Below are 26,999 nucleotides of genomic sequence, written 5' to 3'. Positions count from 1 at the left end.
GTGAGTGCGGGGTGGGGCGTACGGGGTGGCCGGTTGGCGGTGTGCACCGCGGTCGTGCTCTGCGCGACGGGCCTGCTCGGCGGGACGGCGACGGCGGTGCAGCGCACGCCCGCCCCGACCCCGTCACCCGGGGGCGACGCCCGCCACCTCGAAGAGGTCCGCAAGGCGATCGAGGGCCTGTACCGCACGGCGGAACGGGCCACCGAGGACTACAACGCCGCCGAGGAGCAGGTCCAGCTCCAGCAGAAGAAGATCGTCGAACTGGCCCGCACCATCGACGCCGCACAGCGTCGACTGGCCACCCTCAAGCGCCGGGCCGGTGCGCTGGCCAGCGCCCAGTACCGCACCGGCGGCATCCCGCCCGAGGCGAAGCTGATGCTCAGTCCCGACCCGGAAGCCTTCCTCTCCAACGCCGATCTGACCCGCAAGGGGCAGCAGGCCGTCAAGGGCGTGATCAGTCAACTCACGCACCTCAAGAGCGACTTGGAGAATTACGCCCAGGACGCCAGCCGCCGCTGGGAGGAACTGGAAGCCAACCGCAAGAAGAAGGACGACGCCCGCAAGAAGATCAACGACAAGATCGACGCGGCGAAAGAGCTGGAATCCCGACTGGCCGCCAAGGAAAAGGAACGCCTGCGGAAACTGGAGGACGACCAGGCGCTGCTCGCCCAGCAGAAATGGCTCGACTCCGGCGTACTCAAAGAGATCAGCAACAAAGCCTCCGACCAGGGCAAGAAGGCGATTTCGTACGCCACTTCGCAGATCGGCAAGGATTACGTCTGGGGCGCCGTCGGGCCGGACACCTTCGACTGTTCCGGACTGACCCTGCGGTCCTGGCAGTCCGCCGGCCGGACGATTCCGCGCACCTCGCAGGAACAGTGGCGGCAACTGCCCCGGGTGGCGCTCAAGGATATGCGCCCGGGCGACCTCGTCATCTATTTCTCGGACGCCAGCCACGTCGGGATGTACCTCGGCGACGGCGCGATCGTGCACGCACCGCGCCCGGGCCGGCAGGTGACGATCACGGGCGCCGGCTCGATGCCGATCCTGGGCGTCGTCCGACCGGACCGGGAGCCTGCCGACTGAGCCGGCGCGGGTCCGAAGCCGCGGCCGCGGCGGAACGGTTCCGGACATTTTCCGAGCGTGCATTCCGCACCGTGCGGGCGAAATGTCGTCGGGTGTCGTGCGGGTGAAATGGCGGTGGCGTCGGACGGCGCCACCGCGCCCGCATTGTTTTCCTTCCGGCGGCCCGCAAGCCGCCCGACGGCTGCCCTTCGGTAGCGATCCGGTAGCGGAATGCGCTTGTCCGGGGTGATGTTCGTCATTCCTCGCCCCGGGCACCCCAGGTGAAATGGCTTATCAGCCCTGGCATATGACGAACGCCGCGTGACAAAGGGCATTCCGCGTGCCGCGGTCCGGGCGCTATGGTCGCCATTCGATGCCCGGTAGTGCCCCCGCTCGGCTGACCGACGAGCCGGGTCGAACCGGGCACGGTGACGTGCCGGTCGGCCCGTCGCCGTACCCCTCGGGGGGAGGGAAGGAAGCAGACCCATGCCCGTACCCGTACCGCACCCGCGGACGGCCGTGCTGCCGCACCAGGCAGGACCGGCGGACTCCGGCTGCGCGGAAATCGCCCGCGCCGCCGCCGTCGGCATGCCCGCGCACGGGGGCTGCTCCGGGGCCGGCCCGCTGCCTCGCGACCTGCCGGCGGCCGAGCTGCCGCGCCCGGCCGTGGACGGTCGGACTGCTGCCCGTGCGGCGGCCGGCCATGCGCCAGACGCCGCGACCGAGCCGGTGACCTGCGCCACGTCCGAGGCGCCCGCCGCCGAGGACCCGTCGGTCGCCGCGTCCGCCGCCGCCGAGCCGACGCGTCAGCCCCCGGCCCAGGGGCTGACCCTGCTCCTCATCGGCGAGGACCCGAACAGTCACGTCCCGGAGATGTGGGACTGGGCCGGCCGCAAGGTCCGGCTGCGCACCGCCCGCAACCTCACCGAGGCCGAGCGGCTGCTCACCGACGACGTGCACTGCATCCTGCTCGACCTCACCCCCGCCGAGCCGACCGGCCGCGAGGACCGCGACGCGGCCCGGGGCGACGCCCCCCGCGGCGGCGGCAGCGGTGGTGACGAGTTGGCCGCGCTGCGCGCCGTGCTGCGCATGGCGCCGGCCCAGGCCGTCCTCGTGCTCACCTGCGAGACGGACGCCGAGCGGGCCGCCGAGGCGGTGCGGGTGGGCGCCCAGGACTACCTCTTCCGCGACGAGCTGGACGGCAAGGTGCTCAGCCGCGCGGTGCGCTACGCCGTGGAACGCAAGCGCGCCGACCTGGCCCAGCGCCAGCTCACCGAGTCCCGGCTGCGCGCCCAGGAGAACGCCCGCCTGGAGCGCGGCCTGCTGCCCACGCCGCTGCTGGACGGCTCCGAACTGCGCTTCGCGGCCTGCTACCGGCCCGGCCGCAGCCGTGCCCTGTTGGGCGGCGACTTCTACGACACCGTCCGCACCCCGGACGGCACCGTGCACGCCATGATCGGCGACGTCTGCGGCCACGGCCCCGACGAGGCCGCCCTCGGCGTCGAACTCCGCATCGCCTGGCGCGCGTTGACCTTCGCCGGGCTGTACGGCGACGAGCTGCTGGCCACCTTGCAGAAGGTGCTGGAGAACGAGCGCTCCGACGACGAGATCTTCGCGACGCTGTGCACCGTCGACATCTCCGAGGACGGGCACCGCGCCGGCGTGTGCCTGGCCGGCCACCCCGCGCCGCTGCTGGCCCGCGCCGGGGAGCAGCCGGAGCTGCTGCCGTACGAGTTCGGCGGTCCGGCGCTCGGCCTGCTGCCGGAGGCCCGCTGGCCGCGCCGCCAGGTCGAGCTGGGCGCCGCCTGGAGCCTGCTGATGTACACCGACGGCCTCATCGAGGGGCGCATCGGTGAGGGCACCGCCCGGCTGGGGCAGGACGGCATGACCGAACTGGTCGCCCGCCAGATGGCGAGCGGCCTGACGGGCGACGAGCTGCTGGAGGCTTCGGTGCGCGAGGTCCGCGCCCTGAACGGCGGGGAACTCACGGACGACGTGGCCGTCCTGCTGCTGGACCGGCGGTAGGGCGCCGGTCCCGTCCGGGCCCGGCGCAAAGGCGGGCCCGTCGGGCCTCAGCGGCCGCCGTTGTACGGCCCGTAGGGGCCGTCCGAGCTGGAGCCCCGGCGGGGTCCGCGGCCGCCACCGCCGGCCACCGCGCGCAGCGCCGGCCGGACGTCGACGGTGTAGACGATCACCGCGATCATGCCGATGATCGGCAGGAACGACAGCAGCGGCAGCAGGAACAGCAGCGCCGTCGCGGCACCGAGGAAGATCAGCCACAGGGCCTTGTTCTGCTTGTCGGCCGCGCGGTAGGCGTCCTCGCGGCGGACCGCCGCGTCGATCAGCATCACTGCGGAGTAGATGCCCAGGGCGAGTTGCACCCAGCTCAGAACGCTCTGGAACCCGTAGATCAGCACGCCGTCCACCACCCGTTAGCCGTTCGCTTCGCAGTTCGCCAGGGAACTCGGTCTGTCGTTTCGGTCCGTGCGGCTCCCGTGGGCCCCACCGTACCCGGACAACGGGCCGGACACGTGGCGAGTGCCCGGCCCGTGCGAGGACCGCCGCTCACCGGCGGCTCACTGCGCGGACGACGGCGGGGTGCTCTTCTTCGCCGGGCCGGCAGCGGGCTTGCGCGCGGGGGCCGGCTTCTTCGCCGTGGCGGACCGCGGCTCGGTCGAGGCGGTGGCCTTGGCCTCGGGGCGGGTCCCGTTGGCCGGCACCGTCTTGGCGCGGCCGCCGGTCTCCGTGCCGTTCTTCGTCTCGGTCTTGGGCTCCGGCTCGATCGCCACCGCCAGCTCCTCGACCTGCTCGGCGGCACCGCCGCGCCAGTTCTGCACCGCGCCGCGGCCGCGCTCGGCCAGCTCGTCGTAGGTCTCCCGGGCCTGCACGGCGACCTCGGCGGCCCGGCCGACGCCACGCAGCGCCAGCTCCTGGGCCTGGTCGCGGAACTTCTTCAGGTCCCCGTCGAGCGAGCCCAGCAGGTCGGTCAGCTTCTCCTGGGCCTCCTTCGCCTGCTTGGTGACCAGGGACTGGATGTCCTTGGGGTCGGTGCTGCGGACCGACTCGAAGCGCTTGGGCGCCTCGGACTTGATCTTCTCGACCAGCTGCGGCACCTCGCCGAGCTTCTCGGCGGCCAGGTCGGCGGTACCGGCCAGGGCGTACAGCGGGGTCGCGTCGGTCAGGGCCTTGCGGAGGTCATCGGTGGTGATGGCCATGACGTGGTTCCTCCTGGAAACGATGGGTTGCGTCAGGTGGCGTGCGGGCCGCCGTCGGCCGCTGTCTCATGGGGGTGGCCCCCGTCCTCGGGTCCGTCGCCGGAGCGCCGAGCGGCGTCGCCGTCCGGGGCGCTGCCGCCGAGCCCGTTCTCCTTGCGGAAGGACTCGTAGATCTGCAGCAGGACCTGCTTCTGCCGCTCGTTCAGCGACGGGTCGGTGAGTATCGCGGTCTGCACCGCGGCGCCGTCCGGGCCGCGCCGCTCGTCCAGGATCCCGGCCTGGACGTACAGCGTCTCGGCGGATATCCGCAGCGCCTTGGCCAGCTGCTGGAGGATCTCCGCGCTCGGCTTGCGCAGGCCGCGCTCGATCTGGCTGAGGTACGGATTGGACACCCCTGCGGCATCCGCCAGCTGCCGCAGGCTCAGCTGCGCGGTGCGCCGCTGCTCCCGCAGGAACTCGCCGAGGTTGCCGACATTGAGTGAGGCCATGCCTCGATACTGCACGGTAGCGCTAACTATTGCAAGCAAGCGCTAGCAAGAGTGGTGCGTTGGGGTGTCGTGGGACGAGCGGTCCCGACCGTCACGGGGCCCGTCGGCCGGCTGTCGGTGGGCAGTCGGTGAGCGGTCGGTGGACGGTCGGCGGGCTGTCGGCGGCCGTTGCGACCGTAGGGGGCAGGTCGTTTCGCCGGTCGTCACCGGCGGGCCGACCGGTCGTTTCGTCAACGCGCAGCGAGGAGCCGCCGTGATGCCGTCCGTACCGTCCACCCCGCCCTGGGACGTCCACCGGTTGCCGCCCGCCGACGGCCGCACCGTCCTGGTCACCGGGGGCAACGCGGGCATCGGGTACTTCGTCGCCGAACAACTCGCCGCGACCGGCGCCGCCGTCGTGCTGGGCAGCCGGGACCCGGGGAAGGCCGAGGCCGCGCTGGCCGTGCTCCGCGCCCGGGTGCCCGGGGCCCGGGTGCGGGCCGTGCGGCTGGACCTCGCCGACCTCGGCTCGCTGCGGACGGCGGTGGCGTCGCTCGGGCCACACCTGGACGCGGTGGTGCACAACGCCGGCGTCGCGCTGGACGATCCGCCGCGCCGGGAGACCGGCGACGGCCACGAGTTGATGTTCGGCACCAACCACCTGGGGCACTTCGCCCTGACCCGGTGGCTGCTGCCGCTGCTGGCGGCCGCACCCGCGGGCCGGGTGGTGACCATGGGGAGCTTCGCGGCGAAGACCGAGCAACTGGACCTCGCCGACCTCCAGTCCCGGCACGACTACCGGCCCAAGCGCACGTACGGCCGCACCAAGTTGGCGCAGATGCACTTCGGCCTCGAACTGGAGCGCCGGCTGCGCGCCGCCGGCAGCGCGGTGACCAGCGTGGTGGTGCACCCCGGCGGGGCCCTGGACTCCCGCACGCCGGCCCGGCCGCCGGTGCACCAGCGGACCGCCGGCGCCTGGCTGGGCGGTCTGCCCGCCGCCGTCGTCCTCCAGGGCAAGGACGCCGGGGCGTGGCCCGCGGTGCGTGCGGTGCTCGATCCGGCCGTCGGCGGCGGGCAGTTGTGGGGGCCCCGCGTCTTCGGGCTGCGCGGCGCACCGCGGCGCGAACCGCTCTGGCGCAACCTGGCGGACCCCGCCGTCGCCGGCCGGCTGTGGGCGGCGAGCAGCGAACTGACGGGGGTGGACCCCCAAGACGCCCTCGGCTAACGGGGGAGCGGCCGCGGCGGTGGGGAGAACGGGGCGCTCGCCCGCCGCACCGGCCGGGTGGTGCGCCACCTAGGGTGGGCGGGCAACACAGCTTGTTCGCGTACGGACACACGGGGGTGGCCACCATGGCACGCAAGGCACAAGCGGAACGGATACGGCGACGGCTGCGCTCCAGCACCGTCGTCCTCGGCGGCATGGGCGCGCTCGCCGCGGCCCTCACCTCGTGCGGCTCGGAGCCGGACAAGCGCTGCGTGGACCCCAAGAGCTACGACAGCGCCCTGGGGTACCGGGTGCTCAGCTCCGCGCAGTGCTCGTCCACGAAGGGGTCGTCCACCACCAGCGGCCGCTGGTACTACGGCTCCGGCGGCTCCGGCCGCCACGTCGAGGGCGGCACGTTCAGCAAGAGCCAGGCCGTCGACCGGGGCGGCTTCGGCTGCGCCGGCCCGGGCTCCCGGCACGGCTCCTCGGGCGGCTGACCGCCCGATGCGCCGCCACACCATCGAGCCCCGCCCCGACTGGCAGTCCCGCGTCGAGGCCCAGGGCCTGATCTACCCGCTCACCCGTTACCCCGACGACTCGTTGCGCCCCTACTGGGACGAGAGCGCTTACTACTCCTTCTCGGCCGACGAGATCGAGGAGTTGGAAGGGGTCGTCGAGGAACTCCACGGCATGTGCCTGGCCGCCGCCGAGCACATCGTCACCCACGACCGGTTCGCCGACCTCGGCCTCACCGATCCGCAACTGGTCGCCCGGGTCGCCGAGTCCTGGCGCCGCCGCGCCGAACTGCCGTCCCTGTACGGCCGCTTCGACCTGCGCTACGACGGCACCGGCCCGGCCAAGATGCTGGAGTACAACGCCGACACCCCCACCTCCCTGGTGGAGGCCGCCAGCCCGCAGTGGTTCTGGATGGAGGACCGGTTCCCGGCCGCCGACCAGTGGAACTCGCTGCACGAGCGGCTGGTCGACGCCTGGAAGCAGCAGGCCCACCTGCTCCCGCCGGGCGCCTTGCTGCACTTCGCGCACTCGGCCGCCGACGAACTGGGCGAGGACCTGATGACCGTCGCCTACCTGCGGGAGACCGCCGAGCAGGCGGGCCTGGCGACCGAGGCGCTCACCGTGGAGGAGATCGGCTGGGACCGGCTCTCGGGCCGCTTCGTCGACCAGCGACTGCGCTTCGTCCGGGCCTGCTTCAAGCTCTACCCCTGGGAGTGGCTGGCCACCGACGCCTTCGGCCCGCACGTCCTGGACACCCTCGACAACGGCGGCGCCACCGGCACCACCCTGTGGATCGAGCCCGCCTGGAAGATGCTGCTCTCCAACAAGGCGCTGCTGGCGATCCTCTGGGAGCTGTTCCCCGGCCACCCCCACCTCCTCGCCGCCTACCTGGACGGCCCCCGCGACCTGCCCGCCGGCCCCGGCCACGTCGCCAAGCCCCTGCTGGGCAGGGAGGGCGAGGGCGTCACCGTCCACCCACCGGGAACCGCCGCGGTCCGGCGCGACGAACCCTGCTGCTACCAGGAGTTGGCGCCGCTGCCGGACTTCGACGGCAACCGCGTGGTGCTCGGCGCCTGGGTCGTGGCGGACGAGGCGGCCGGGCTCGGCATCCGCGAATCGTCCGGCCTGGTCACCGACGAGTACGCGCGGTTCCTGCCGCACCTGATCACCTGAGAAACCCGGTGCGGCACACCGGGACGCGCTGTTACGGTCGGCCGCATGCAGCGCGCGGGCCAGACCGTCACGACGACGCCGGAGGACGTCCCGGCGCGCTGACCGCTGACCTGTGAGTCATCGAGCCCCGGGGCGAGTGCCCCGGGGCACCGACCCCGCGATGTGGCGGCGCGCCGCGGCCCTGCTCACCGAGGCCCTCGACGGCTCCGGCGTGCCCTATGAGGCCGCCGGGGGCGAGGCGGCCTTCTACGGCCCCAAGATCGACGTGCAGGTCGTCGACCGCGCCGGCCGCGAATCCACCCTGTCCACCGTCCAGGTCGACCTGCACCAGCCGCGCCGCTTCGACCTGTCCTACGTGGGCCCCGACGGCAACCGGCACCGGCCCGTGCTGGTCCACCGCGCCGTCATCGGCAGCGTCGAACGCGCCGTCGCCCACCTCATCGAGGAGCACGGCGGCGCCTTCCCCGCCTGGTTGGCGCCCGTCCAGGTCGCGGTGCTGCCGCTCTCCGCGGCCGAACTCCCGCACGCCGAAGCCCTGGTGCGGCGCTGCGTCGACCGGGGACTACGGGCGGACCTCACCGACCCCGCGCAAGGCACCCTCGGCGCCCGCGTCCGCGCCGCCCGACACGCCCCCTACCAGGCCGTCATCGGTCCCCGGGAAGCCGGCGCCGACCTCGTCGCGCTCCGGCTGCGCGACGGTCGGCGCCCGGCGCCGCTGCCCGCCGCCGAGGCGCTGGCCCGGATTGCGGCGGTGGTGGCCGGGCGCGGCGGCGCGCTGTGGGCGGATGCCTGACGCCCCCCGGGGACCGGCGGGCCGCCCGGGGCGCTCACCTGCCGTCCGCCCCGTCCGCTCCGGCTGGCAGGGTGCCGATCACGACGGTGGCGTAGCGCTCGTCGGAGGTGGCCACTTCGGCCAGCAGCCCGCTGCGCCGGACGGCCTCCACGGCCCGGTCGGCCTGCCGCTCGCCGGTCTCGAAGAGGAGGTGGCCGCCCGGCGCCAGCCACCGGGGCGCCGCCGCGGTCACCCGCCGCAGCACGTCGAGGCCGTCCGTGCCGCCGTCGAGTGCCACCAACGGTTCGAACTCGCGGGCCTCCGGGGGCAGCAGGCCGACCTCTTCGGTGGGGACGTAGGGGACGTTGGCCGTCAGGACGTCGATCCGCCCCCGCAGGTGCACCGGCAGCGCGGCGAACAGGTCGCCCTCGTGGACCTGCCCGCCGACGGCGGCCACGTTGCGCCGGGCGCAGCGCACCGCGGCCGGTTCGATGTCGCAGGCGTGCAGTTCGACCCCGTCCAGCGCCGTGGCCAGGGCCGTTCCCACCGCGCCCGAGCCGCAGCACAGGTCGACCGCCACGGTGCGCCGGCCGGTCCGCTCGGCGGCCCGGCGCCCGAGGGCGACGGCCCGGCCCAGCAGGTACTCGGTGCGGCGCCGCGGCACGAAGACGCCCGGGTCCACGGCGATGCGCAGACCGCCGAACTCGGCCCAGCCGAGGACGTGTTCCAGGGGGTGGCCGGCCGCCCGCCGCTCCACCATGGCGGCGAGGGCGTCGGGGGTACGGGCCGCGGCGGCGAGCAGTGCGGCCTCGTCCTCGGCGAAGACGCAGCCGGCGGCGCGGAGCCTGGCGACGACGGACGGGGGCGGCTCCGTCGTCGGGGGCGGGGCGGGCACGCCGGACGCGGGGGAGGGGTGGGAGGACGGTGACGGGTGGGACGACGACATGCTGGTGAGCCTTTCGGGATGCCGAGGGGCGCTTCCCGGGTCACGGATGTCGGGCGGTCACCTGGAGCCGGTGGACGCACGGACGCGAGACGGGAGCACCTGCCTGGTCTGGCGGGAAATCGGTCTCACCTCCTTGGGCGGGCGCGTGCACGGACGGGTGCGGGCCGGTGGCACGGGGTCCGCCGGCGGCCGGGGCCACAGTACCCGACCTGGTGATCAGGAGTCAGGAGGGACCAGTGGGGCCGGGCGCCGGAGCCCCACCGACCCTCCGGGGCGGACGAACACGGCGCGGACCAGCAGGGTTGCGCTCGGGACCGGCGGCCGCGCGGCGCTGCCCTCACCGCCTCCCGGTGCCCTTCGTCCGCGCGTCCCGCCTCGCCGCGTCGCGGTCCTCCCGGCGTTCGCACGAACGAACAGAAAGTACTTGTCAGTTCGGAAAGTATTTGCGAGCATGGTGGGTGTCGAAAGCGTGCACGACGAGGGGGAGACATGGGAGAGTTCACGGCCGGCGATGCGGCGGCCGCACTGGCACGGGCGAACGTCCTGGAGACGACGGTCCGCAACGGCGCCAGATGGGCCGCCCGTTACCAAGTCCTCTACGGCTGCGCAGCCGGTCTCATGGTGCTCAGCACCGGACTGCTGAAGGCCCCGTACGGCGTGGCGATCGGCAGTGCGTTCTGGGTCGCGGCGATCAGTGGACTGTCGGTCTACGCGGCGCGGCAGCGCGTCGCCCGGCGCGGGTACGCCGTGCGGCGCGGCGCCCTGATCGGCGTCTGGGGGGTGCTCTACGCCGCGGTGTTGGTGCCCGGGCTGCTGGTCTTCCAGGGCGTCGCCGCCTGGTGGGTGGCCGGTGCCGTGGTGGTCGCGCTGCCCGGCCTGATAGGCGGCTACCTGGAGGCCCGGCGGTGACGGAGGCGCACGAGACGACCAGGGTGACGGCGGACGTCGACCCGGTGGCCGGTGCCCCGGCGGAGGGTGCCCCGGTGGAGGGTGCCCCGGCGGAGGGTGCCGCCCCGCGCGCCGGGAGCCACCCGCGCCACGGGCTGGACGACGTCATCCACGCCCCGGTCCGCTTCTCCATCGTGGCCACCCTGGCGGCCGCCGAGAAGGCCGAGTTCGCCTTCGTCCGGGACACCGTCGAGGTGAGCGACTCGGTCCTGTCGCGGCAGGTGGCCACGTTGGAGAAGGCCGGCTACGTCGCCGTCACCAAGGGGTACGTCGGCAAGCGCCCGCGCACCTGGCTGGCCCTGACGGCGGACGGCCGGACCGTCTTCGCCGCGCACTGCCGGGCCCTGCGGGCCATCGCCGGCGACGACGCCTGACCCCGGCCGACCCCCGGCCGACCCCCGGCCGACCCCCGGCCGGTCCTCGCCCGCGGTGATCGGTTGACTTGGAGGGCGCTCCAACTCCTACCGTCATGGACAGGTCGGGGGACGGACAGTCGCCCCAGGCCCAAGAGGCGCCCCGTCGCGGGGCATCCGTTCCCGTTCGCAGTACGTGCCAGGAGGTAGCAACATGACGGAGATTCCCACCCGCCGCTTTGGGGGACTCGCGGTGTCCGCGCAGGGGCTCGGGTGCATGGGGATGAGCCACGGCTACGGCGCCTCCGACGACGAACAGTCGATCGCGACCCTGCGCCACGCGCTCGACCTCGGCGTCAGCCTGTTGGACACCGCGGACTTCTACGGGGCGGGGCACAACGAGGAGCTGATCGGCCGGGCGATCGCCGGGCGGCGCGACGAGGTGGTGCTGGCCACCAAGTTCGGCTTCGTCAACCGGCTCGGCGAGCCGACCGCGATCCGCGGTGACGCCGCCTACGTCCGCGAGGCGTGCGACGCCTCGCTGCGCCGGCTCGGCGTCGACCACATCGACCTCTACTACCAGCACCGCGTCGACCCCGACGTGCCGATCGAGGAGACCGTCGGCGCGATGGCGGAACTGGTCGCGGCGGGCAAGGTGCGCCACCTCGGCCTGTCCGAGGCCGGGGCGGAGACCGTCCGGCGGGCCCACGCGGTCCACCCGATCGCCGCGCTGCAGAGCGAGTGGTCGCTGTGGACCCGCGACCTGGAGCAGGAGATCGCGCCGGTCTGCCGTGAACTGGGCATCGGCCTGGTGCCGTTCTCCCCGCTCGGCCGGGGCTTCCTGACGGGGCGGTACACCTCCGTCGAGGGCCTGTCGGAATCCGACGTGCGGCGCACCCAGCCCCGCTTCGCGGACGGCAACCTGGAGCAGAACCTCGCCATCGTGGCGAAGCTCGACGAACTCGCCGCCGAAAAGGGCATCACCGCCGGCCAGTTGGCGCTCGCCTGGGTGCAGCACCGGGGCGACGACGTCGTGCCGATCCCCGGCACCCGCCGCCGGAAGTACCTGGAGGAGAACCTCGCGGCGCTCGACGTGCGGCTCTCCGCCGAGGAACTCGCCGCCATCGACGCCGCGGCCCCCGCCAACGAGGTCGCCGGCACCCGCTACGACGCGAAGAGCATGACCTTCGTCAGCAAGTGAGGACGCCCGGGGCGGGCCCCGCGGGCAGAGCGCGCGGGGCCCGTCGGCCCTCACGCCGGCGACATCACCTCGTACAGGTTGCCGTCGGCGTCGGTGAAGAACAGCCCGCGGGCGCACAGCGGGTGGTCGGTCCGGCCGTTGTCGGGTTGGTCCGGCTGGCTGCCGTACGGGACGTCGGCCGCCCGGAGCCGGGCGAGGATCCCGTCGAACGTCGCCGGATCGACGTCGAAGGCCAGGTGGTGGCCCTCGGCGTCCGGCACGGCCATGAAGTCGAGGGTGAGCGTCCCGTTCACCCTCACCGGGGCGAAGTGCCCGTTGCGGCCGGCCGGCGGGAGTTCCGCCAGCCCCATGACGGTGGCGAAGAAGCGGGCCGCCGCACGGTGGTCGGCGGCCGGGACGATGGTGTGGTTGAGGGTGACGGGCATCAGGCGCTCCCGGGGTCGGCGAGGGTCCCATGCAGCAGTACGGAGATGAGCTCCTCGGGGGCGAGCGGTGCGCTGCCCGCGCCGCCCCGGGCGGGCAGGCGGCTGAAGAGCAGGCCCAAAAAGGCGGCGGCGACCCGCTCCGGGGCCAGCCGCAGCCGCTCCCGGTCCGGTTCGATCAGTTCGACGACGGCGTCCTGGAGGACGCGGAAGGACCGGGTCCGCCCGTCCTCGGGGGGCTCGCCGTCCGCCCGTGCCGCCGGCGGGTGCGTGCGGTCGCGACGGTGCCCGGAGGCGTAGAGGCTGCCGATGACGGTGCCCATGCGCTCCAGGTGGGCGCAGAGCGCCTCGGCGGCCTCGGTGAGGCGGACGGTCAGCGGCTCGTCGAGCGGGACGGAGGCGAGTTCGCGCAGGACGTGGTCGACGCCCACCGCCTCGGCCACGCAGGCGTCCAGCAGCGCGTCCTTGTCCTGGAACGCGCGGAAGACCGTGGCCTCGCCGATGCCGGCGGCGCGGGCGATCTGGCTGGTGGTGACGGCCGCCCCGTGCTCCGCGACCAGCGGCAGGGCGGCCGCGACGATCATGGCGCGGCGCTGCTCGACGTTCATGCCGGGCGCCCGGCGGCGGGTGGGCCGGCTCTCGGGGGCAGCTGCGGATGAGGACATGCCGCCACGCTACGGAGTGAGTGCTCACTCCGTCAATGGGTCGTGCGGAGGAGGCGCACCCGGACAGCCGTCCTTAGACTTCTGGGAGGTGACCGACTGCCGAGCGGCGACCGGGGTTCCGACGGTCGGCACGACCCCGAGGGGCGGCGCACCATGGAATGGAAGCTCGAACTGGTGCCGATTCCGGTGAGCGACGTGGAGCGCGCGAAGCGCTTCTACAACGAACAGGTGGGCTTCGTCGTCGACCTCGACCTCCGGCTCGACGGCGGCGCACGGATCGTCCAGCTGACCCCGCCCGGCTCGGGCTGCTCGATCGTCCTGGGCGGCGGCGACGGGGTGACGCCGGTGCGGCCCGGGTCCGTGCAGGGGGTGCAACTGGTGGTGCCCGACGTGGCCGCGGCCCGCGGCGAGTTGCTCGCCCGCGGAGTGCCGGTCGGCCCCGTCCAGCACGTGGCGGACGGGGCGCTGACCGACGGCCCCGGCGGGGCCTGGAACTCGTTCGTCTACTTCAACGACCCGGACGGGAACGGCTGGGCCGTCCAGCAAGGTGCGACGGACCCTGCGGGCGGCTCCTGACCCCTGCCGTCCCGCCCCGGATCACCCCGCGTCCGGATGGCGCTGCGGATGGGTGGCCTCCAGGTGGGCCAGGTGCGTGCGCCCCCAGGCGCCCAACGGGGCGAGCGCGTCGTTGAGGGACGCGCCGCGCCCGGTCAGCGCGTACTCGACCTTCGGCGGCACCTGGTCGAACACCTCGCGGTGGACGATGCCGTCGGCCTCCAACTCGCGCAGCTGCTGGGACAGCACCTTCTCGCTGACCCCCGGCAACTCCCGGCGCAACTGGCCGAACCGTCGGGGACCTTGGCCCAGCGCCCACAGGAGCAGGACCTTCCACTTGCCGCCGATGACGTCCACGGCGGCGTCCAGCCCGCACGCGTAAGGGCCCTTCCGCCCGCTCACGCCAACCCCCTCCGCTTCCCCCGTGACGCACCGTCCGGGCGCGTCCGCACGCGCCGCGCCGCGTCCAGTATCGACGATCGGCTCCGGGGCGGCCTCAGTTGCCGTACGGGCGGGCGGTGCGCGCCTCCCGCAGGGCCACGGCCCACCACTCCAGCTGGTTCAGCAGGGCGTCGGCGGCCTGGGCGGGCCCGGCCGGCTCGCGCAGCTGGCCCTGCTCGTCGAACGGGCCGGCGGTCAGCGCGAAGCTCACCGTCTCGCGCACCGTCGTGGCGTGCAACTCGGCGAAGACCAGCCGCAGTTGCTCGACGGCGCGCAGGCCGCCGGAGATCCCGCCGTACGAGACGAAGCCGACCGGCTTGGCCTGCCACTCGGCGCGCAGCAGGTCCACGGCGTGCTTGAGCGGGGCCGGGAAGGAGTGGTTGTACTCCGGCGTGATCACCACGAACGCGTCCGCCTGCTCGATGCGCTTGGCGTACGCGATGAACTCCTCGCTGCCGTGCCGGAGTTCGTAGGGCCGGACGGCGTCCAGGTCGACGACGTCGACGGTGACGTGCGGGTGGGAGGCGCTGACGTGCCGGGTGAACCACTCGGTGACGACCGGGGCGAAGCGGCCCTCCCGGGTGCTTCCGACGATGACGGCGAGGGTGTAGCGCGCTGCGGACATGCGAGGCCCTTCGTGGCGGAGTGAGTGCGACGACCCCAAAGGTAGGACCTCAATTAAAGTTGAGGTCAAGCGCGCGGGGGCGAGGAGGGGTGACCCGCCCCCTGACGACCCTTGCGTACCGGGGCGTCACTGCGCGCCGAACAGCTCCAGCAACTCCGCCTTCTGGAACATCCGGGCCGTATCGATCGCCGACGGGGTCCCGGCCGCCGGATCGGCGCCGTGCGCCAGCAGGACCTTCACCACCTCGTCCTCACCCTTGAACACCGCGCCCGCGAGGGGGGTTTGCCCGCGGTCGTTGGCGCGGTCCGCATCGCCGCCCCGCTGCAACAGGGCCTCCACGGTGTCCGGGTGGCCGTGGTAGGCGGCGAGCATCACCAGGGAGTCGCCCTTGTCGTTCGTGAGGTTGGCGGGCACCCCCGCGTCCACGTAGGCGGCGACGGTGTCGGTGTCACCGTGCCGCGCCAGATCGAACACCTTGGCCGCGAGCTGCAGCACCTCGGGGTCGTGCGCGTGCTCGATCGCCTCGGGTCCCTGCGGCTCGGAATTCGCGTCGCTCATGGTCGCCGGCCTCCTGCTGTGGTGGTGGGTGTGTTCCGCATGCACCGCCACTCTAGGTTTCCCCGGCCCCCCACGCCGCGGACGCCGGGTCGCGGATCCCACCGAACCCACCCCAATGACCAGCACTTCCCACGAGGAACGACGCACCGACCGCCCCCGCCGGACGGCCGGCGGCGGCGGACCCTCCCGGGCAGCCCGCCGCCGCGGCGCCGTCAGAACGCCGCGCGGATCTCGCCCACCCGGCTGCCGCCCCCGTGCAGCGGCACGTCCTCGATCCGCGCCAGCACCGGATCGTCCACGCCCATCTCCCGCAGGACCCGGGCCAGCACCGGGCCCAGCGTGCGGGTGGCACCGTCGTCGATCTTGAAGGCCAGGGCCCGGCCGTCGGGCAGGGCCAACGCCTGCACCGCCTCGGCGCCCATCTTGGAGAGCGTGCCCGGCAGGGCCCGCATCAGCCAGGTGTCCGGCCGCCGGGTGCCCGCGACGTACTCGGGGTGCGCCCGCATCGCGTCGGCCACCCGCCGCTCCGCCGTCCCCGGCTCCGCCAGGACGAAGTGCCGGTAGGCCCGCGCCAGCCCGGTCAGCGACAGCGACATCAGCGGCGCCCCGCACCCGTCGGTGCCGATGTGGGCGACCTCCTCGCCGCCCGCGGTGCGCACGACGTCCAGGATCAGCTGCTGGAGCGGGTGGTCCTGCTCCAGGTACGACTCCAGCGGCCACCCGTTGAGCGCGCAGACCGCGAGCATCGCGGTGTGCTTGCCCGAACAGTTCATGGTGAGCCGGTCCCGGACGTGACCGGCGGCGAGGTAGCGCTCCGCCTCCTCCGGGTCCAGCGGCAGGTCCGGCGGGGCCTGGAGCTGCTCGGCGGCGAGCCCGTGCTCGGCCAGCATGGTCCGCACCAGGTCGAGGTGGAACGGCTCGCCGGAGTGGCTCGCCGCGGCCAGCGCCAGCCGCTCCCCGGACAGCTCCAGCCCCGCCCGCAGGATCGCCGCGGCCTGCATCGGCTTGTTCGTCGACCGGGGGAAGACCGGCGCGGTGACGTCACCGAGGGCCCGCTCGACGCTCCCGTCGGCGGCCAGGACCACCAGCGAACCGCGGTGCCGCCCCTCGACGAAGCCGGAGCGCACCACCTCGGCGAGGACCGGCGACGGGACCGACGGCGCGGCGGCCGCCGCGGACGACGACTGCTCGGATATCGGGGTGGACGAGGACGAGGTCTCCGACGAGGTCACGGCCGGCCTTCCGGGGGACGGGACCCGCGCCCGGAAGGCGGCTCGTGGCCGTTCAGGACAGCAGGTCGTCTACTTGTGCTTCGCCTTCACGGTACCTGCGGGCGATTTCGGCACTGCAATCGTCGGTCGTGTGCTGGAGGGACTGGCGCCGCTGCGAGATCTGCCGTTCGTAGCGGATCAGCCGCCCCATCGCCTCGTGCAGCTCCTCGTCCGTACGGGCCGTGAGGTCCGACAGCTCGACCTCGCCGAGCATCTCGTCGGCGAGCCGGCGGCACTCCTCGCCGTGCGGGGTGCCGAGCGTCACGTGCCGGGCGGACGAGCGCTGGCGCGACGGCAGGTCGGTGAGGATCTCGGGCAGTCGGTCGAGCAGCGGCGAGTGCGATCCGGTGCGGCGCGCGATCTCGGCACGGAGGATGTCGATCCGCCCTTGGAGCAGGCGCCGCAGGTAGCTGAGGTCGGCTTCCTGCTGCTGGCAGTCGCGGCGCACCACGCGCAGCTCGGGCAGGCTCAGCCCGGACAGTTCGGGTGGCCCGGTGGGGCGGAAGCGGTCGCGCTGCTGCGGGGGGCGGGCGGTGGATGCCTGGCCGGCCTGGAGCATGGGGTCGTCCTCGGTACGGGCGGGCTCGTCGGGAGCCGGCGCCGGGGTGGTGGTCGTCAGGGCGTGCGGGGGCTCCGGGGCGATCGGGGTCTCCGGGGCGGCCGGTCTCGGGCGGCCGGACGGTGGGGTGGGACGGGCCGGCGACGGGCCGCCTGCCGGTGCCGTTCGGGCGGTTGGCACGGGGCCGGGTGTCTGTCCGGCGCCGAGTGTGGTCATGGATCGTTCCCCTCGTCCGGTGCCGCATCCAGGGCATGTTGTCCGTGAAACGCACCGCGTGCACGCATCGTGCCACTCTGTGAGGTCCGTGTGCAGGGCCATGGCACTCGAACGGCCCTTGTGGGGGTACCCACGGCGGGGCGGCGCGGCGGCCCGGCATGATGACGGGTATGCGAGCTGTGGTGCAGAGGGTGAACGGCGCACGCGTCGAGGTGGCCGGCGAGACGGTCGGCGAGATCGTCGGGGAGGGGCTGTGCGCTCTGGTGGGCGTCACGCACGACGACACCCCGGAGAAGGCCGCCCAGCTGGCCCGGAAGCTGTGGTCGGTGCGGATCCTCCAGGGCGAGAAGTCCTGCTCGGACGACGGGGCGCCGCTGCTGGTGATCAGCCAGTTCACCCTCTACGGTGACGCGCGCAAGGGCCGTCGCCCCACCTGGCAGGCCGCCGCACCGGGCCCGGTCGCCGAACCGCTGGTCGACGAGGTGGTCGCCCAGCTGCGGGCGTTGGGCGCGCAGGTGGGGACCGGGCGGTTCGGCGCGGACATGAAGGTGTCCCTGACGAACGACGGGCCCTTCACGGTGCTGCTGGAGGTCTGAGGGGCCGCCCGGCCCCTCCCACGGGCACGCCCGGCCCGGCGCCGGGCCCCCGGGCCCTGGGGAGGCCCGATCAGGCCCGCGGGCGCGCCCTGGGGGCCCTCACGGCTCGACGACGACCTCCTGGGCCGCCGCGGTGCCGCCGGCGAGCAGCGGGGCGTCGACCGGCACGTTGCGCTTGACCAGGGCCAGCGCGATCGGGCCGAGTTCGTGGTGGCGGACCGCGGTGGTGACGAAGCCCAGTTGGCGGCCCTCCGCGCCGTCCGCGGCCAGCCGGATCGGCGTCCCGTGCGGCGGTAGGTGGACCTCGCTGCCGTCGAGGTGGAGGAAGACCAGGCGACGCGGCGGCTTGCCGAGGTTGTGGACCCGGGCGACGGTCTCCTGACCGCGGTAGCAGCCCTTTTGGAGGTGGACCGCGCTGCCGATCCAGCCGACCTCGTGCGGGATGGTGCGGTGGTCGGTCTCCAGGCCCAGCCGCGGGCGGTGCGCCTCGACCCGCAGCGCCTCCAGGGCGAGGACGCCGATCGCGGGGCCGTGGGCCGCGGCGAAGGACTCCAGCGCGGCGCGGGGCAGGAAGAGGTCGCGGCCGTGCGGGGTCTCCCGGACGACGGCGCCCTCGGGCGCCTCGGTGATCGAGCCGGCCGGGAGGTACACGACGGCGAAGTCGTCGGTGCGGTCGGCCACCTCGACCCGGTAGAAGAACTTCATGCTCTCCAGGTAGGCGATCAGCGCCTCCTGCTGGCCGGGTTCGGTGTGCATCCAGGTCGTCTCGCCGTCGTCGACCAGGTAGACGGCGTGCTCGACGTGGCCGTGCGCGGAGAGGACCAGCGCCTCGGTGGCCTGGCCGGGCGGGAGTTCGCTGACGTGTTGGGTCAGCAGCAGGTGCAGCCAACTGAGCCGTTCGGCGCCGCGGACGGTGACCACGCCGCGGTGCGAGAGGTCCACGAAGCCGGAGCCGTCGGCGAGCGCGCGCTGCTCCCGGAACAGGTCGCCGTAGTGCCCGGCGACGCCGTCGTCGGGGGCCTCGGCGGGGACGGCGCCGGGCAGCGACAGCAGGGGGCTGGCGGATGAATGTCGCAGCATGCACTCAGCCTACGACCAGAGGGCGCGGGGCTACCCGGGCCCCTCGTCGGCACCGTCGCCCCGCGCGGCCCGGTCGGTGCAGGCGGCGCACCGGCCGAAGATCGCGAAGTGCTTCATGTCGGTGTCAAAGCCGAACCGCTCGCGCAGGGTGGTCACGAACGGCTCGGCGACCGACAGGTCCGCCTCGATGACCTCGGTGCAGTCCCGGCACACCAGGTGGATGTGGTGGTGGCGGTCGGCGAGGTGGTAGGTGGGCGCGCCGTGCCCGAGGTGGGCGTGGCTGACCAGCGCCAGCTCCTCCAGCAACTCCAGGGTGCGGTAGACGGTGGAGATGTTGATGCCGCCGGCGGTCTTCCGCACCTCGGTGAGGATGTCGTCGGGGGTGGCGTGCTCCAGCCTGTCCACCGCCTCCAGCACCAGTTGCCGCTGCGGCGTCAGTCGGTACCCGCGCCTGCGGAGGTCGCTCTGCCAGTCGGTGGTCACCACACGGCCAGTGTAGGAGGGCGGTCAGTCGGTGTGCACGCCCCGCAGATAGTGGGCGAGGTCGCTGATGGCGGTGGGGTTGCGGGGACTTTCGACGAGTTCGGCGTAGTCCATCACGTAGATCCGGTGGTGCTTGATCGCCGAGACGTTCGCGAGCGGGGCGTAGGACTCCAAGAACGCCTTCTTCTGGGCGGCGGTGGTGTCGCCGTAGTTGTTGATGACGATCACGTCGGGGTCGCGGGCGACGACGGTCTCCCAGCCGACGGTGGTCCAGGAGTCCTTGAGGTCCTTCATCACGTGGTCGCCGCCGGCCTTGGTGATGATGTCGTGCGGGCCGGCGTACTTGCCGGCGGTCAGCGGCTTGTCCCGGCCGTCGTCGTAGAGGAAGACGGTCGGGCGGTGCGCCGGCACCTTCGCGGCGGCGTCGGCGACCTGCTTCTTGTACGTGCGGATCAGGGCCTGGGCGCGGTCCTCGACGTCGAAGAGCTTCCCGAGGGTGGCGAGGTCGGTGTAGAGCGCGTCCAGCGGCGGCATCACGCCGCGCGCGCCGGAGCCCGTGGCGTTGTGGCAGGACTCGGTGAGCACGTACGCGCCGATGCCCAGCTTCTCAAGGGCGGCGGGGGTGACGCCGCTGCCCTCGCCGAAGCCGTAATTCCAGCCGGCGAAGACCAGGTCGGCCCTGGCGTCCAGGGCGATCTCCTTGGTGATGGCCTTCTTCGACAGCCAGGGGACCTTGTCGTAGGCGGCCTTCCAGGGAACCTTGGTCAGGTCGCCCTTGTCGTCGGGCATGACGTAACCGGCCATCCGGTCCTCCAGGCCCAGCGCGAACATGATCTCGGTGATGCCGACGTCGTTGGTGACCACGCGGCGCGGCGCCTGCTGGTAGGTGGTCCGGACGCCGCAGTTGGTGACCGTGACCGGGTAGTGGGCGGAGGCCCGGTCGTCGTGGGCGTCGGTGGGCTCCTCGGCGACCCGGGCGCCGCAGCCGGTGAGGGCGAGGGCCAGGGCGGCGAGGAGGGCGGCCGGGCGGAGGCGGCGGGTGGCGGTCGGGGCGGTCGGCATGGGGGTCCTCGGGGTGCTCAGGAGGCGGGCAGGCGGTCGAACAGCAGCTGGACGGCGCCGGTTTCGGGGTGGTGCACGCGGTGCGCGCGGACGCCGAAGACCTCGGCCAGCAGCTCGGCGGTGAGCACGTCGTGCGGCGGGCCGGCGGCGACGATCCGGCCGGCGGCAAGGACGTACAGCTCGTCGCAGTGCACGGCGGCCAGGTTCAGGTCGTGCAGCGCGGTCAGCACGGTCGGGCGTTGGCCGGGCCCGCTCCCGGCCCCGTCGCGGACCAGCGCCAGCACCTCCAACTGCTGCGCGATGTCCAGGTGGTTGGTGGGTTCGTCGAGGACCAGCACCCGCGGTTCCTGGGCGAGCGCGCGGGCCAGCAGCACCCGTTGCTTCTCGCCGCCGGACAGGGCCAGGAAGCCGCGTTCGGCGAGGTGCGCGGCCCCGACGCGGGCCAGCGCCCGGTCGCAGACCTCGCGGTCGGCGGCGCTGGCCCGACCGGACCCGCGCTGGTGCGGCAGCCGCCCCATCGCGACGACCTCGGTGGCGGTGAAGTCGAAGTCGGTGCCGGCCTCTTGGGGCAGCGCGGCCAGCAGCCGGGCGGCCTCCCGGGCGGGCAGCGCGTGCAGGTCGGTGCCGTCCAACCGGACCGAGCCGGCGGCCGGGCGCAACGCCCGGTACACGCAGCGCAACAGGGTGGACTTGCCACTGCCGTTGGGGCCGACGAGCCCGATCAGCCGTCCGCTGCCGGCGGTCAGGTCGATGTCGTGGACGAGCCGTCGCCCGGCCACCGCCACCGACACCCCGGTGAGGTCGAGTCGCATCAGGCACCGCCTCCGAAGGTGTAGCCGCGCCGCCGCATCAGCAGCACGAAGCAGGGCACGCCGATCACCGCGGTGATCACCCCGACGGGCAGTTCCACCGGCGCCAGCAGCACCCGGGAGAGCAGGTCCACCCAGACCAGCAGCACCGCGCCCAGCAGCGGGGCGACGGCCAGCACCCGGCGGTGGTCGGCGCCGACCAGCATCCGGGTGGCGTGCGGCACCATCAGCCCGACGAAGCCGACCGCGCCGCTGACCGCGACCACCGCGCCGGTGGCCGCGGCGGCCACCACGAACAGTTCCCGGCGCAGCCGCTCGGGGTCCACGCCCAGCGCGGCGGCGGTCTCGTCGCCCATGGCCAGGGCGTTCAGCCGGCCGGCGGAGAGCAGGAGGTGGGCGAGGGCCGCGGCGACGGCCAGCGCGGCGATCGGGACGGAGCCCCAGCCGGCCCCGCTGAGGCTGCCGAGCAGCCACATCATCGCCGAGCGGGCCGCCTCGCCGCGGTCGGCGGTGAACACCATCAAGGTGGTGAGGGCGGAGAAGCCGTAGTACATCGCGGTGCCGGTCAGCACCAGCCGCATCGGGGTGAGCCCGTGGGCGGTCCGGGCGGCCGCGTAGACCAGGGCCATCGCGAGCAGGGCGGAGAGGAAGGCCGAGACCGACAGCGCCCAGACGCCGAGCGCGCCGAGCGCCCCGAAGAGCAGGACGGCGTTGGCGCCGACCGCCGCGCCGGAGGATATGCCGAGCACGAACGGGTCGGCGAGGGCGTTGCGGACCAGGGCCTGGACGGCGACGCCGATGGCGGAGAGCCCGGCGCCGACCACGGCGGCGAGCACCGCGCGGGGCAGCCGCAGCTCCCACACGATGGTGTAGGCGGCGACCTCGTCGGGTCGGATGGTGCCGCCGGTCAGGCCGGCGCCGAGATGGTGCAGGACCTGTGGCCAGCCGATGCCGGCGGCGCCGAGGCCGGTCCCGCACAGCACGGAGCCGAGCAGGACGACGGCGAGGACCGTGGCCAGGGGGAGGGTGCGGGCGGGACGTGCCAAGGACGGTCAGACCTTCGGCTCGGGCCGTGTGCGCGGGGGTCCCCCGGCTCCTTGAGAGCCTGGGGGAGGAAAGGAGCGGCGGGCCCGGGCCCTTCCCGGCCGATGCCGGAAGCGGCCCCACGCGGCATCCCCTCGCAGTCCACGGCGAGTTGGTGAGGATCCGGCGCCGCCGCGGGTGATCGGGCTCGCGGAACGGCCCCGTGCGGGGCGTCCGCCTACCGTTGCGGGTCAGCGCCGGATTCTCACCGGACTTCCCCCGCGGGGCGCGTCATGGAGTGGTGCGGCGGACCGGGCGGTCTGCCGCGGGGGGGGGCGAAGCCCCCGGTCGGGCGGCCTCAGCCCTCGTACGGCGTGCCGTCCGGGCGGAAGAACGAGACGCCGTCCGGCATGTCGTCGGGCAGGCTCTCGGCCCACTCCTTGAGGTCGGCGACCTTCTTCAGCTGCGCGGACATGTAGGGGCGCAGCGCGACCTCGGGGGTGGCCTTCTCGCCGACCCACATCAGGTCGCCCTTGACGTAGCCGTAGAGCCGCTTGCCGCCGCTGTACGGGCCGGCCGCCGCGGTCCGCGCGATGGCGTCGGTGGCCAGGTCGATCTGCGGCTTCTGGTCGGCCAGCTCGCCGTACCAGATCTCGACGACGCCCTGGTCACGGGTCATCACGACCTCGACCTTGCGCTCCCCGTCGACCCGCCAGAAGCCGGTCTCGGTCTCCAGCGGGCGGACCTGCTTGCCCTCGCTGTCGAGCACCCAGGTGTGCGAGGTGTATTCGAGGAAGTCACGGCCGTCGTGGGCGAAGACGACTTCCTGGCCGAAGTTGCACTTCTCGGCGCCGGGGAAGTCGAAGACGCCCGCGCCCTCCCAGCGGCCCAGGAGGAAGGCGAGCGGCACCAGCGACGGGTTCAGGTCGGACGGAATCTCGATCATGAGCTCAGGCGATCTGTAGTGCTCCGAAGGCGGCGCGCGAAGCGCTCCTGCGAAGGGCGGCGGGAGACGGGAAGGCTGGCGGTCAGCGCTGGCCCTGGTACAGCTTCTTCCAGGTCAGCCCGGCGAACGCGATCACGCCGACGGCGACCAGAACCAGCAGGGTGGTGAAGAATGCCTCAAGCACGAGCGCGCTCCTTGGGCGGAGGTGAGGTTGTTACGGACCGCCTGAGAGTCTAGTCGGCGCCCCGGGCGGCGGCGCTGTGAGGTCCGCCGCGGCGGGTACGGCCGGTCGCCGGACTCCCGCAGGGCGTGCGCGGCCGGGCCGCCCGACCGCGCCTACGCTTGGCCCATGGCGAAGAAGCTCGTGATCAAGGTGACGGCGGGCGCGGACGCGCCCGAACGGTGCTCGCAGGCGTTCACGGTGGCGGCGGTGGCGGTGGCCAGCGGCGTCGAGGTGTCGCTGTGGCTGACCGGGGAGTCCGTGTGGTTCGCGCTGCCGGGCCGGGCGGCGGAGTTCGAGCTGCCGCACGCGGCTCCGCTGCCGGAGCTGATCGAGGGGATCCGCGCGGGCGGCGGGGCGATCACCGTGTGCACGCAGTGCGCGGCGCGCCGCGGGATCGAGGAGAAGGACCTGATCGAGGGGGCGGGCATCGCCGGCTCCCAGCTGTTCGTCAGCGAGATCATGCCGGACGGCGTGCAGGCGCTCGTCTACTGAGGAGGCGGGCCCGAAGGATGGGCCCGGGTGCGCGGGCGGGCGGCTAGCTCCGGCGGCGGTCGTCGTCGTCGCGGTCGTCCAGCTCGTGCCACCAGCGGTCGGACTCCGGGTCGCCGGACTCGTCCCACCAGCGTTCGCCCGGCTCCCGGCGGTTGCCGATGATCGCCGCGACGGGCGGGATGACCATGGCGACGACGCACATCGCCACCGCGGCCGGCACGGACCACAGCCGCACCACGCTCCACGCCAGCACGAACAGCAGCAGGCACGCGCCCATCAGGACGAAGTACCGGCGGTGGCGGCGCTGCGGCGGGGTCGGGGGGTGGTGCGCATGCGCGTGCATAAGTCCACGGTAAGTCCGTGGCGCCCCGGAAAGAAGCCCGGTGGGAGGGCCCGTACGGGCGGTGGGCCGCACCGGGACGGCACGGAGGGCCGCACCCCTCAAGCCAAGGCGTCCAAACCCCTGGGGTGCGGCCCTCCAGCCGGACGGACCCGGGTCGCGGGTCCGCGTCACGCGTGCCGTCAGACGGCGATGGCGACCTCCGCCAGCCCGCCCTTCTGGGCGACGACCGTACGGTCCGCGGTGCCGCCCGGGACGAGCGCCCGCACGGTCCAGGTGCCCTCGGCCGCGTAGAAGCGGAACTGTCCGGTCGCGGAGGTGGGGACCTCGGCGGTGAATTCGCCGGTGCTGTCCAGCAGGCGGACGTAACCGGTGACGGGCTCGCCGTCGCGGGTCACGCTGCCCTGGATGGTGGTCTCACCGGGCTTGATGGTCGAGGCGTCCGGGCCGCCGGCCTGTGCTCCACACATGGGGGTACTTCCTTGAGGGGTAGAGGAGGGGGCTCTCGGGGTTACTTGTTGGCGCCGAGCTCGATCGGGACGCCGACCAGCGAGCCGTACTCGGTCCAGGAGCCGTCGTAGTTCTTGACGTTGCTCTGGCCGAGCAGCTCGTGCAGCACGAACCAGGTCAGCGCGGAGCGCTCACCGATCCGGCAGTAGGCGATGGTGTCCTTCGCCAGGTCGACGGACTCCTGCTCGTAGAGGGCGGTGAGCTCGTCGTCCGACTTGAAGGTGCCGTCGTCGTTGGCGTTCTTCGACCACGGGATGTTGCGGGCGCTGGGCACGTGGCCGGGGCGCTGCGACTGCTCCTGCGGGAGGTGGGCGGGGGCCAGCAGCTTGCCGCTGAACTCGTCGGGGGAGCGGACGTCGACCAGGTTCTTGGCGCCGATCGCGGCGACCACGTCGTCGCGGAAGGCACGGATGGAGGTGTCCTGCGCGGTGGCCTTGTACGCGGTGGCGGCGCGGGCGGGGACCTCGGAGCCGTCGACCAGGTCGCGGGAGTCCAGCTCCCACTTCTTGCGGCCGCCGTCGAGCAGCTTGACGCCCTGGTGGCCGTAGAGCTTGAAGTACCAGTACGCGTAGGCGGCGAACCAGTTGTTGTTGCCGCCGTAGAGGACGACGGTGTCGTCGTTGCCGATGCCCTTCGCCGAGAGGAGCTTCTCGAAGCCCTCCTGGTCGACGAAGTCGCGGCGGACCGGGTCCTGGAGGTCCTGCTTCCAGTCGATCCGGACGGCGTTCTTGATGTGGTTCTTGTCGTAGGCCGAGGTGTCCTCGTCGACCTCGACGATGACGACCTTCGGGTCGTCCAGGTGTGCCTCGACCCAGTCGGCGTCTACCAGGACGTCGCTACGGCTCATGTTGTTCTCTCCTCCGGGGCAGTTACGGCGGCTTCGAGGGGTGCACGGGCGTTCCCCCGGCCTCTGGCCAGGGGTACCCCCGATCGGCGCGGCTCGGTCAGGGCGGGCAGCGCTGTTGCGGGGATTTCGTCAGGACGGCCGTGAGGGTGGCCGGCCGGGGGGCGGTGGGAGTGCCCCGAAGCTCCTGGGGAGCGCGGGGAGGGTGCCAACGGCCCGTCAGGCAGGGCGACAGAGCATGGCGGCGACGCGGCACAGGTCGACTGCCCGCCGCTTCGTCAATACCGCTTGTCCCCGTGGACGGAGACCGCTCAATGCGCTCTGCATGGCTCCGATCGTAGGGACGGAGAGCGCGGCATGTCACCGGTGTGTCAAATGCCGAGATGTGATTGTCCGCGATGTGGGATACGCGCCACGGGAGAGCGGGCGCGCGTCGCCCTTCGGGGCGCCGTCGCAGGTGGGGGGTCTGGCGTACGGAACGGGGTGTCTCAGGGTGTGGACGGGTGGCGGCCCGGTGGGGCGGTTCGCCACCCGTCGGGGCAGGTCAGCCGGTGAACTTCACGTCGGTGCCGGAGGCGGCGACCGTGATGCCCTGCGCGGTCGTGGTGACCTTGTCCAGCTTCAGGCTGCCCGGCAGCTGGTCCAGCTTCCAACCGTGGTCGGTCTGGCCGCGCAGCTTGCTCTCGCAGCCGGGCAGCGCACGGCACATCCCGGGGATGCCGTCGGCCCGCACCTGCACGGTGTCGCCGTGGACGACCTCGATCGTGCCGGTGACGTCGAACGAGCTGAGCAGCGGGATGTTCGGGGAGATCTTGACCTGGGGGCGGCCGTTCTTCTCGCCGCCGTAGGAGATCTTGACCCCGCCGCCGGCCGCGTTGGTCAGGTCCGCGTAGCTGATCTCCGCGGTGGCGGTGGCCGAGGCGGCGCCCTCGATGGAGGTGTAGTCGCTGGTCAGCGCCACGTCGTGGAACTGCGCCGAGAGGTGCTTGAGGGTCAGCGTCCGCCCCTCGGAGCGGGCCGCCACGTGGTCGAGGTCGGCGTCGACCTCGTCGAGGTTCCGCCCGGCGACCTGGGTGAGGAACGGGAAGCCCTTGATGGAGACCTCGGGCGTCGAGGTGATCCCCTGCATGCTGCGGAGCTTGTCCGCGGCCTTGCTCTCGGCGAGATTGACCGCGACGCGGTCGGCCGCGACGAACAGTCCGCCGAATATGACGACGAGTACCAGCAGCACCTTGAGTGCGCGCATCGCTCCACTACCCCCACTTGTGACCGTCCGGGCCCGGGCCCGCCCGGTCGATTCGTCCGGATCCGGTACGCACGGGCCCCCAGCCCGCGCTCCGGGAACCCTAGACGACCCGCTCGGCCGAACGGGAGCGGCGGCCGTGCCGAGCAAGTCGGATCGTAGCCATGTCGTTCTGT

At 73.4% G+C, this 26,999-nt stretch carries 33 protein-coding genes, 1 pseudogene and 1 riboswitch; of the genes and pseudogenes, 12 read left to right on the top strand and 22 right to left on the bottom strand.

Features of this window, described 5'->3' with window-relative positions:
* The gene (locus ABD385_RS37840) at positions 1–1,086 is read left to right on the top strand and encodes a C40 family peptidase (protein WP_344584374.1); all 1,086 of its coding nucleotides are present in this window, start codon (positions 1–3) and stop codon (positions 1,084–1,086) included.
* Positions 1,087–1,551: 465 nt separating this feature from the next.
* The gene (locus ABD385_RS37835; RefSeq protein WP_344584373.1) at positions 1,552–3,090 is read left to right on the top strand and encodes a PP2C family protein-serine/threonine phosphatase; all 1,539 of its coding nucleotides are present in this window, start codon (positions 1,552–1,554) and stop codon (positions 3,088–3,090) included.
* A 47-nt stretch (positions 3,091–3,137) separates the two neighbouring features.
* Here ABD385_RS37835 and ABD385_RS37830 read toward each other — a convergent pair whose 3' ends face one another.
* The 3 genes from ABD385_RS37830 to ABD385_RS37820 form a co-directional block, all read right to left on the bottom strand.
* Positions 3,138–3,482, bottom strand: a complete 345-nt coding sequence (locus ABD385_RS37830; protein ID WP_344584372.1) for a DUF2516 family protein — start codon at positions 3,480–3,482, stop codon at positions 3,138–3,140.
* 159 nt (positions 3,483–3,641) lie between these two features.
* On the bottom strand, positions 3,642–4,280 hold the full coding sequence (locus ABD385_RS37825; protein ID WP_344584371.1) for a hypothetical protein: 639 nt from the start codon (positions 4,278–4,280) through the stop codon (positions 3,642–3,644).
* A 32-nt stretch (positions 4,281–4,312) separates the two neighbouring features.
* Entirely contained in the window at positions 4,313–4,768 is a 456-nt protein-coding gene (locus ABD385_RS37820) for a helix-turn-helix domain-containing protein (RefSeq protein ID WP_344584369.1), read from the bottom strand.
* A gap of 256 nt (positions 4,769–5,024) precedes the next feature.
* Between ABD385_RS37820 and ABD385_RS37815 the strand changes: the two genes are divergently transcribed.
* The 4 genes and pseudogenes from ABD385_RS37815 to ABD385_RS37800 form a co-directional block, all read left to right on the top strand.
* Complete coding sequence (locus ABD385_RS37815; RefSeq protein WP_344584368.1) at positions 5,025–5,972, top strand: SDR family NAD(P)-dependent oxidoreductase; 948 nt, start codon at positions 5,025–5,027, stop codon at positions 5,970–5,972.
* 125 nt (positions 5,973–6,097) lie between these two features.
* Complete coding sequence (locus ABD385_RS37810; protein WP_344584366.1) at positions 6,098–6,448, top strand: hypothetical protein; 351 nt, start codon at positions 6,098–6,100, stop codon at positions 6,446–6,448.
* A 7-nt stretch (positions 6,449–6,455) separates the two neighbouring features.
* Positions 6,456–7,640, top strand: coding sequence for a glutathionylspermidine synthase family protein (locus ABD385_RS37805; protein WP_344584364.1), 1,185 nt, complete (start codon positions 6,456–6,458; stop codon positions 7,638–7,640).
* A gap of 151 nt (positions 7,641–7,791) precedes the next feature.
* Positions 7,792–8,433: pseudogene (locus tag ABD385_RS37800) on the top strand (aminoacyl--tRNA ligase-related protein); the annotation flags it as partial.
* A gap of 34 nt (positions 8,434–8,467) precedes the next feature.
* On the opposite strand, the gene ABD385_RS37795 reads toward ABD385_RS37800, so the two are convergent.
* On the bottom strand, positions 8,468–9,358 hold the full coding sequence (locus ABD385_RS37795) for a putative protein N(5)-glutamine methyltransferase (RefSeq protein WP_344584363.1): 891 nt from the start codon (positions 9,356–9,358) through the stop codon (positions 8,468–8,470).
* Between the two features lie 489 nt (positions 9,359–9,847).
* Here ABD385_RS37795 and ABD385_RS37790 point away from each other — a divergent pair, with 489 nt between their 5' ends.
* From ABD385_RS37790 to ABD385_RS37780, 3 genes are all read left to right on the top strand, one after another.
* A complete protein-coding gene (locus ABD385_RS37790) occupies positions 9,848–10,267 on the top strand; it encodes a hypothetical protein (protein WP_344584361.1) in 420 nt (139 codons plus the stop codon).
* A 74-nt stretch (positions 10,268–10,341) separates the two neighbouring features.
* Positions 10,342–10,680, top strand: a complete 339-nt coding sequence (locus tag ABD385_RS37785; protein WP_344584394.1) for a transcriptional regulator — start codon at positions 10,342–10,344, stop codon at positions 10,678–10,680.
* Between the two features lie 193 nt (positions 10,681–10,873).
* The gene (locus tag ABD385_RS37780; protein WP_344584360.1) at positions 10,874–11,860 is read left to right on the top strand and encodes an aldo/keto reductase; all 987 of its coding nucleotides are present in this window, start codon (positions 10,874–10,876) and stop codon (positions 11,858–11,860) included.
* Between the two features lie 50 nt (positions 11,861–11,910).
* Here the strand turns inward: ABD385_RS37780 and ABD385_RS37775 are convergent, their stop codons facing one another.
* Together ABD385_RS37775 and ABD385_RS37770 are read right to left on the bottom strand one after the other, a co-directional pair.
* Positions 11,911–12,285 carry a VOC family protein gene (locus ABD385_RS37775; protein ID WP_344584358.1) on the bottom strand — a complete coding sequence of 125 codons (375 nt, stop codon included), beginning with the start codon at positions 12,283–12,285 and terminating at the stop codon, positions 11,911–11,913.
* Positions 12,285–12,866, bottom strand: coding sequence for a TetR/AcrR family transcriptional regulator (locus ABD385_RS37770; protein ID WP_344584392.1), 582 nt, complete (start codon positions 12,864–12,866; stop codon positions 12,285–12,287). Before ABD385_RS37770 ends, ABD385_RS37775 begins: the two co-directional genes overlap by 1 nt.
* A 234-nt stretch (positions 12,867–13,100) precedes the next feature.
* Between ABD385_RS37770 and ABD385_RS37765 the strand changes: the two genes are divergently transcribed.
* Complete coding sequence (locus tag ABD385_RS37765; protein WP_344584356.1) at positions 13,101–13,523, top strand: VOC family protein; 423 nt, start codon at positions 13,101–13,103, stop codon at positions 13,521–13,523.
* Positions 13,524–13,544: 21 nt separating this feature from the next.
* Here the strand turns inward: ABD385_RS37765 and ABD385_RS37760 are convergent, their stop codons facing one another.
* The 5 genes from ABD385_RS37760 to ABD385_RS37740 form a co-directional block, all read right to left on the bottom strand.
* A complete protein-coding gene (locus tag ABD385_RS37760) occupies positions 13,545–13,904 on the bottom strand; it encodes a winged helix-turn-helix transcriptional regulator (RefSeq protein WP_344584354.1) in 360 nt (119 codons plus the stop codon).
* 94 nt (positions 13,905–13,998) lie between these two features.
* Positions 13,999–14,568, bottom strand: a complete 570-nt coding sequence (locus ABD385_RS37755) for an NADPH-dependent FMN reductase (RefSeq protein WP_344584353.1) — start codon at positions 14,566–14,568, stop codon at positions 13,999–14,001.
* A gap of 126 nt (positions 14,569–14,694) precedes the next feature.
* Positions 14,695–15,126 carry an ankyrin repeat domain-containing protein gene (locus ABD385_RS37750; protein WP_344584352.1) on the bottom strand — a complete coding sequence of 144 codons (432 nt, stop codon included), beginning with the start codon at positions 15,124–15,126 and terminating at the stop codon, positions 14,695–14,697.
* A 212-nt stretch (positions 15,127–15,338) separates the two neighbouring features.
* On the bottom strand, positions 15,339–16,322 hold the full coding sequence (locus tag ABD385_RS37745) for an asparaginase (RefSeq protein WP_344584390.1): 984 nt from the start codon (positions 16,320–16,322) through the stop codon (positions 15,339–15,341).
* Positions 16,323–16,410: 88 nt separating this feature from the next.
* Entirely contained in the window at positions 16,411–17,172 is a 762-nt protein-coding gene (locus ABD385_RS37740) for an RsiG family protein (RefSeq protein WP_344584351.1), read from the bottom strand.
* Between the two features lie 170 nt (positions 17,173–17,342).
* On the opposite strand from ABD385_RS37740, the gene dtd reads away from it, so the two are divergent.
* Complete coding sequence (gene dtd / locus ABD385_RS37735) at positions 17,343–17,768, top strand: D-aminoacyl-tRNA deacylase (protein WP_344584350.1); 426 nt, start codon at positions 17,343–17,345, stop codon at positions 17,766–17,768.
* A 99-nt stretch (positions 17,769–17,867) separates the two neighbouring features.
* On the opposite strand, the gene ygfZ is transcribed toward dtd, so the two are convergent.
* The 6 genes from ygfZ to ABD385_RS37705 all read right to left on the bottom strand — a co-directional run bounded on the left by ygfZ (position 17,868) and on the right by ABD385_RS37705 (position 23,171).
* Positions 17,868–18,848, bottom strand: a complete 981-nt coding sequence (gene ygfZ, locus ABD385_RS37730) for a CAF17-like 4Fe-4S cluster assembly/insertion protein YgfZ (RefSeq protein WP_344584349.1) — start codon at positions 18,846–18,848, stop codon at positions 17,868–17,870.
* A gap of 30 nt (positions 18,849–18,878) precedes the next feature.
* Positions 18,879–19,334: a Fur family transcriptional regulator gene (locus tag ABD385_RS37725; RefSeq protein ID WP_344584347.1), complete on the bottom strand. Its 456-nt coding sequence runs from the start codon at positions 19,332–19,334 to the stop codon at positions 18,879–18,881.
* A 21-nt stretch (positions 19,335–19,355) separates the two neighbouring features.
* Entirely contained in the window at positions 19,356–20,393 is a 1,038-nt protein-coding gene (locus ABD385_RS37720) for an ABC transporter substrate-binding protein (protein ID WP_344584345.1), read from the bottom strand.
* A 17-nt stretch (positions 20,394–20,410) separates the two neighbouring features.
* Positions 20,411–21,205, bottom strand: a complete 795-nt coding sequence (locus ABD385_RS37715) for an ABC transporter ATP-binding protein (protein WP_344584343.1) — start codon at positions 21,203–21,205, stop codon at positions 20,411–20,413.
* Positions 21,205–22,248 (bottom strand): FecCD family ABC transporter permease, encoded by a 1,044-nt coding sequence (locus ABD385_RS37710; RefSeq protein ID WP_344584341.1) that lies wholly within the window; start codon positions 22,246–22,248, stop codon positions 21,205–21,207. Before ABD385_RS37710 ends, ABD385_RS37715 begins: the two co-directional genes overlap by 1 nt.
* Positions 22,249–22,421: 173 nt before the next feature.
* A riboswitch (cobalamin riboswitch) is annotated at positions 22,422–22,505 on the bottom strand.
* 78 nt (positions 22,506–22,583) lie between these two features.
* Positions 22,584–23,171 (bottom strand): heme-binding beta-barrel domain-containing protein, encoded by a 588-nt coding sequence (locus ABD385_RS37705; RefSeq protein ID WP_344584340.1) that lies wholly within the window; start codon positions 23,169–23,171, stop codon positions 22,584–22,586.
* Positions 23,172–23,520: 349 nt separating this feature from the next.
* Between ABD385_RS37705 and ABD385_RS37700 the strand changes: the two genes are divergently transcribed.
* Positions 23,521–23,886, top strand: a complete 366-nt coding sequence (locus tag ABD385_RS37700; protein WP_016574259.1) for a DsrE family protein — start codon at positions 23,521–23,523, stop codon at positions 23,884–23,886.
* Positions 23,887–23,929: 43 nt separating this feature from the next.
* On the opposite strand, the gene ABD385_RS37695 is transcribed toward ABD385_RS37700, so the two are convergent.
* From ABD385_RS37695 to ABD385_RS37680, 5 genes are all read right to left on the bottom strand, one after another.
* The gene (locus ABD385_RS37695) at positions 23,930–24,229 is read right to left on the bottom strand and encodes a DUF3099 domain-containing protein (protein ID WP_344584338.1); all 300 of its coding nucleotides are present in this window, start codon (positions 24,227–24,229) and stop codon (positions 23,930–23,932) included.
* Between the two features lie 179 nt (positions 24,230–24,408).
* Positions 24,409–24,696 carry a DUF1416 domain-containing protein gene (locus ABD385_RS37690; RefSeq protein WP_016579053.1) on the bottom strand — a complete coding sequence of 96 codons (288 nt, stop codon included), beginning with the start codon at positions 24,694–24,696 and terminating at the stop codon, positions 24,409–24,411.
* Positions 24,697–24,737: 41 nt separating this feature from the next.
* Positions 24,738–25,583, bottom strand: a complete 846-nt coding sequence (locus ABD385_RS37685; protein WP_344584337.1) for a sulfurtransferase — start codon at positions 25,581–25,583, stop codon at positions 24,738–24,740.
* 216 nt (positions 25,584–25,799) lie between these two features.
* Positions 25,800–25,907 carry an Ms5788A family Cys-rich leader peptide gene (locus ABD385_RS41515; protein WP_351473977.1) on the bottom strand — a complete coding sequence of 36 codons (108 nt, stop codon included), beginning with the start codon at positions 25,905–25,907 and terminating at the stop codon, positions 25,800–25,802.
* A gap of 217 nt (positions 25,908–26,124) precedes the next feature.
* On the bottom strand, positions 26,125–26,826 hold the full coding sequence (locus ABD385_RS37680) for an LmeA family phospholipid-binding protein (protein WP_344584335.1): 702 nt from the start codon (positions 26,824–26,826) through the stop codon (positions 26,125–26,127).
* Positions 26,827–26,999 lie beyond the last annotated feature (173 nt).

This window comes from Streptomyces lunalinharesii, from assembly GCF_039532155.1.
GTDB classification, from domain to species: domain Bacteria; phylum Actinomycetota; class Actinomycetes; order Streptomycetales; family Streptomycetaceae; genus Streptomyces; species Streptomyces lunalinharesii.
This window is presented reverse-complemented; position numbering and strand designations above follow the sequence as displayed.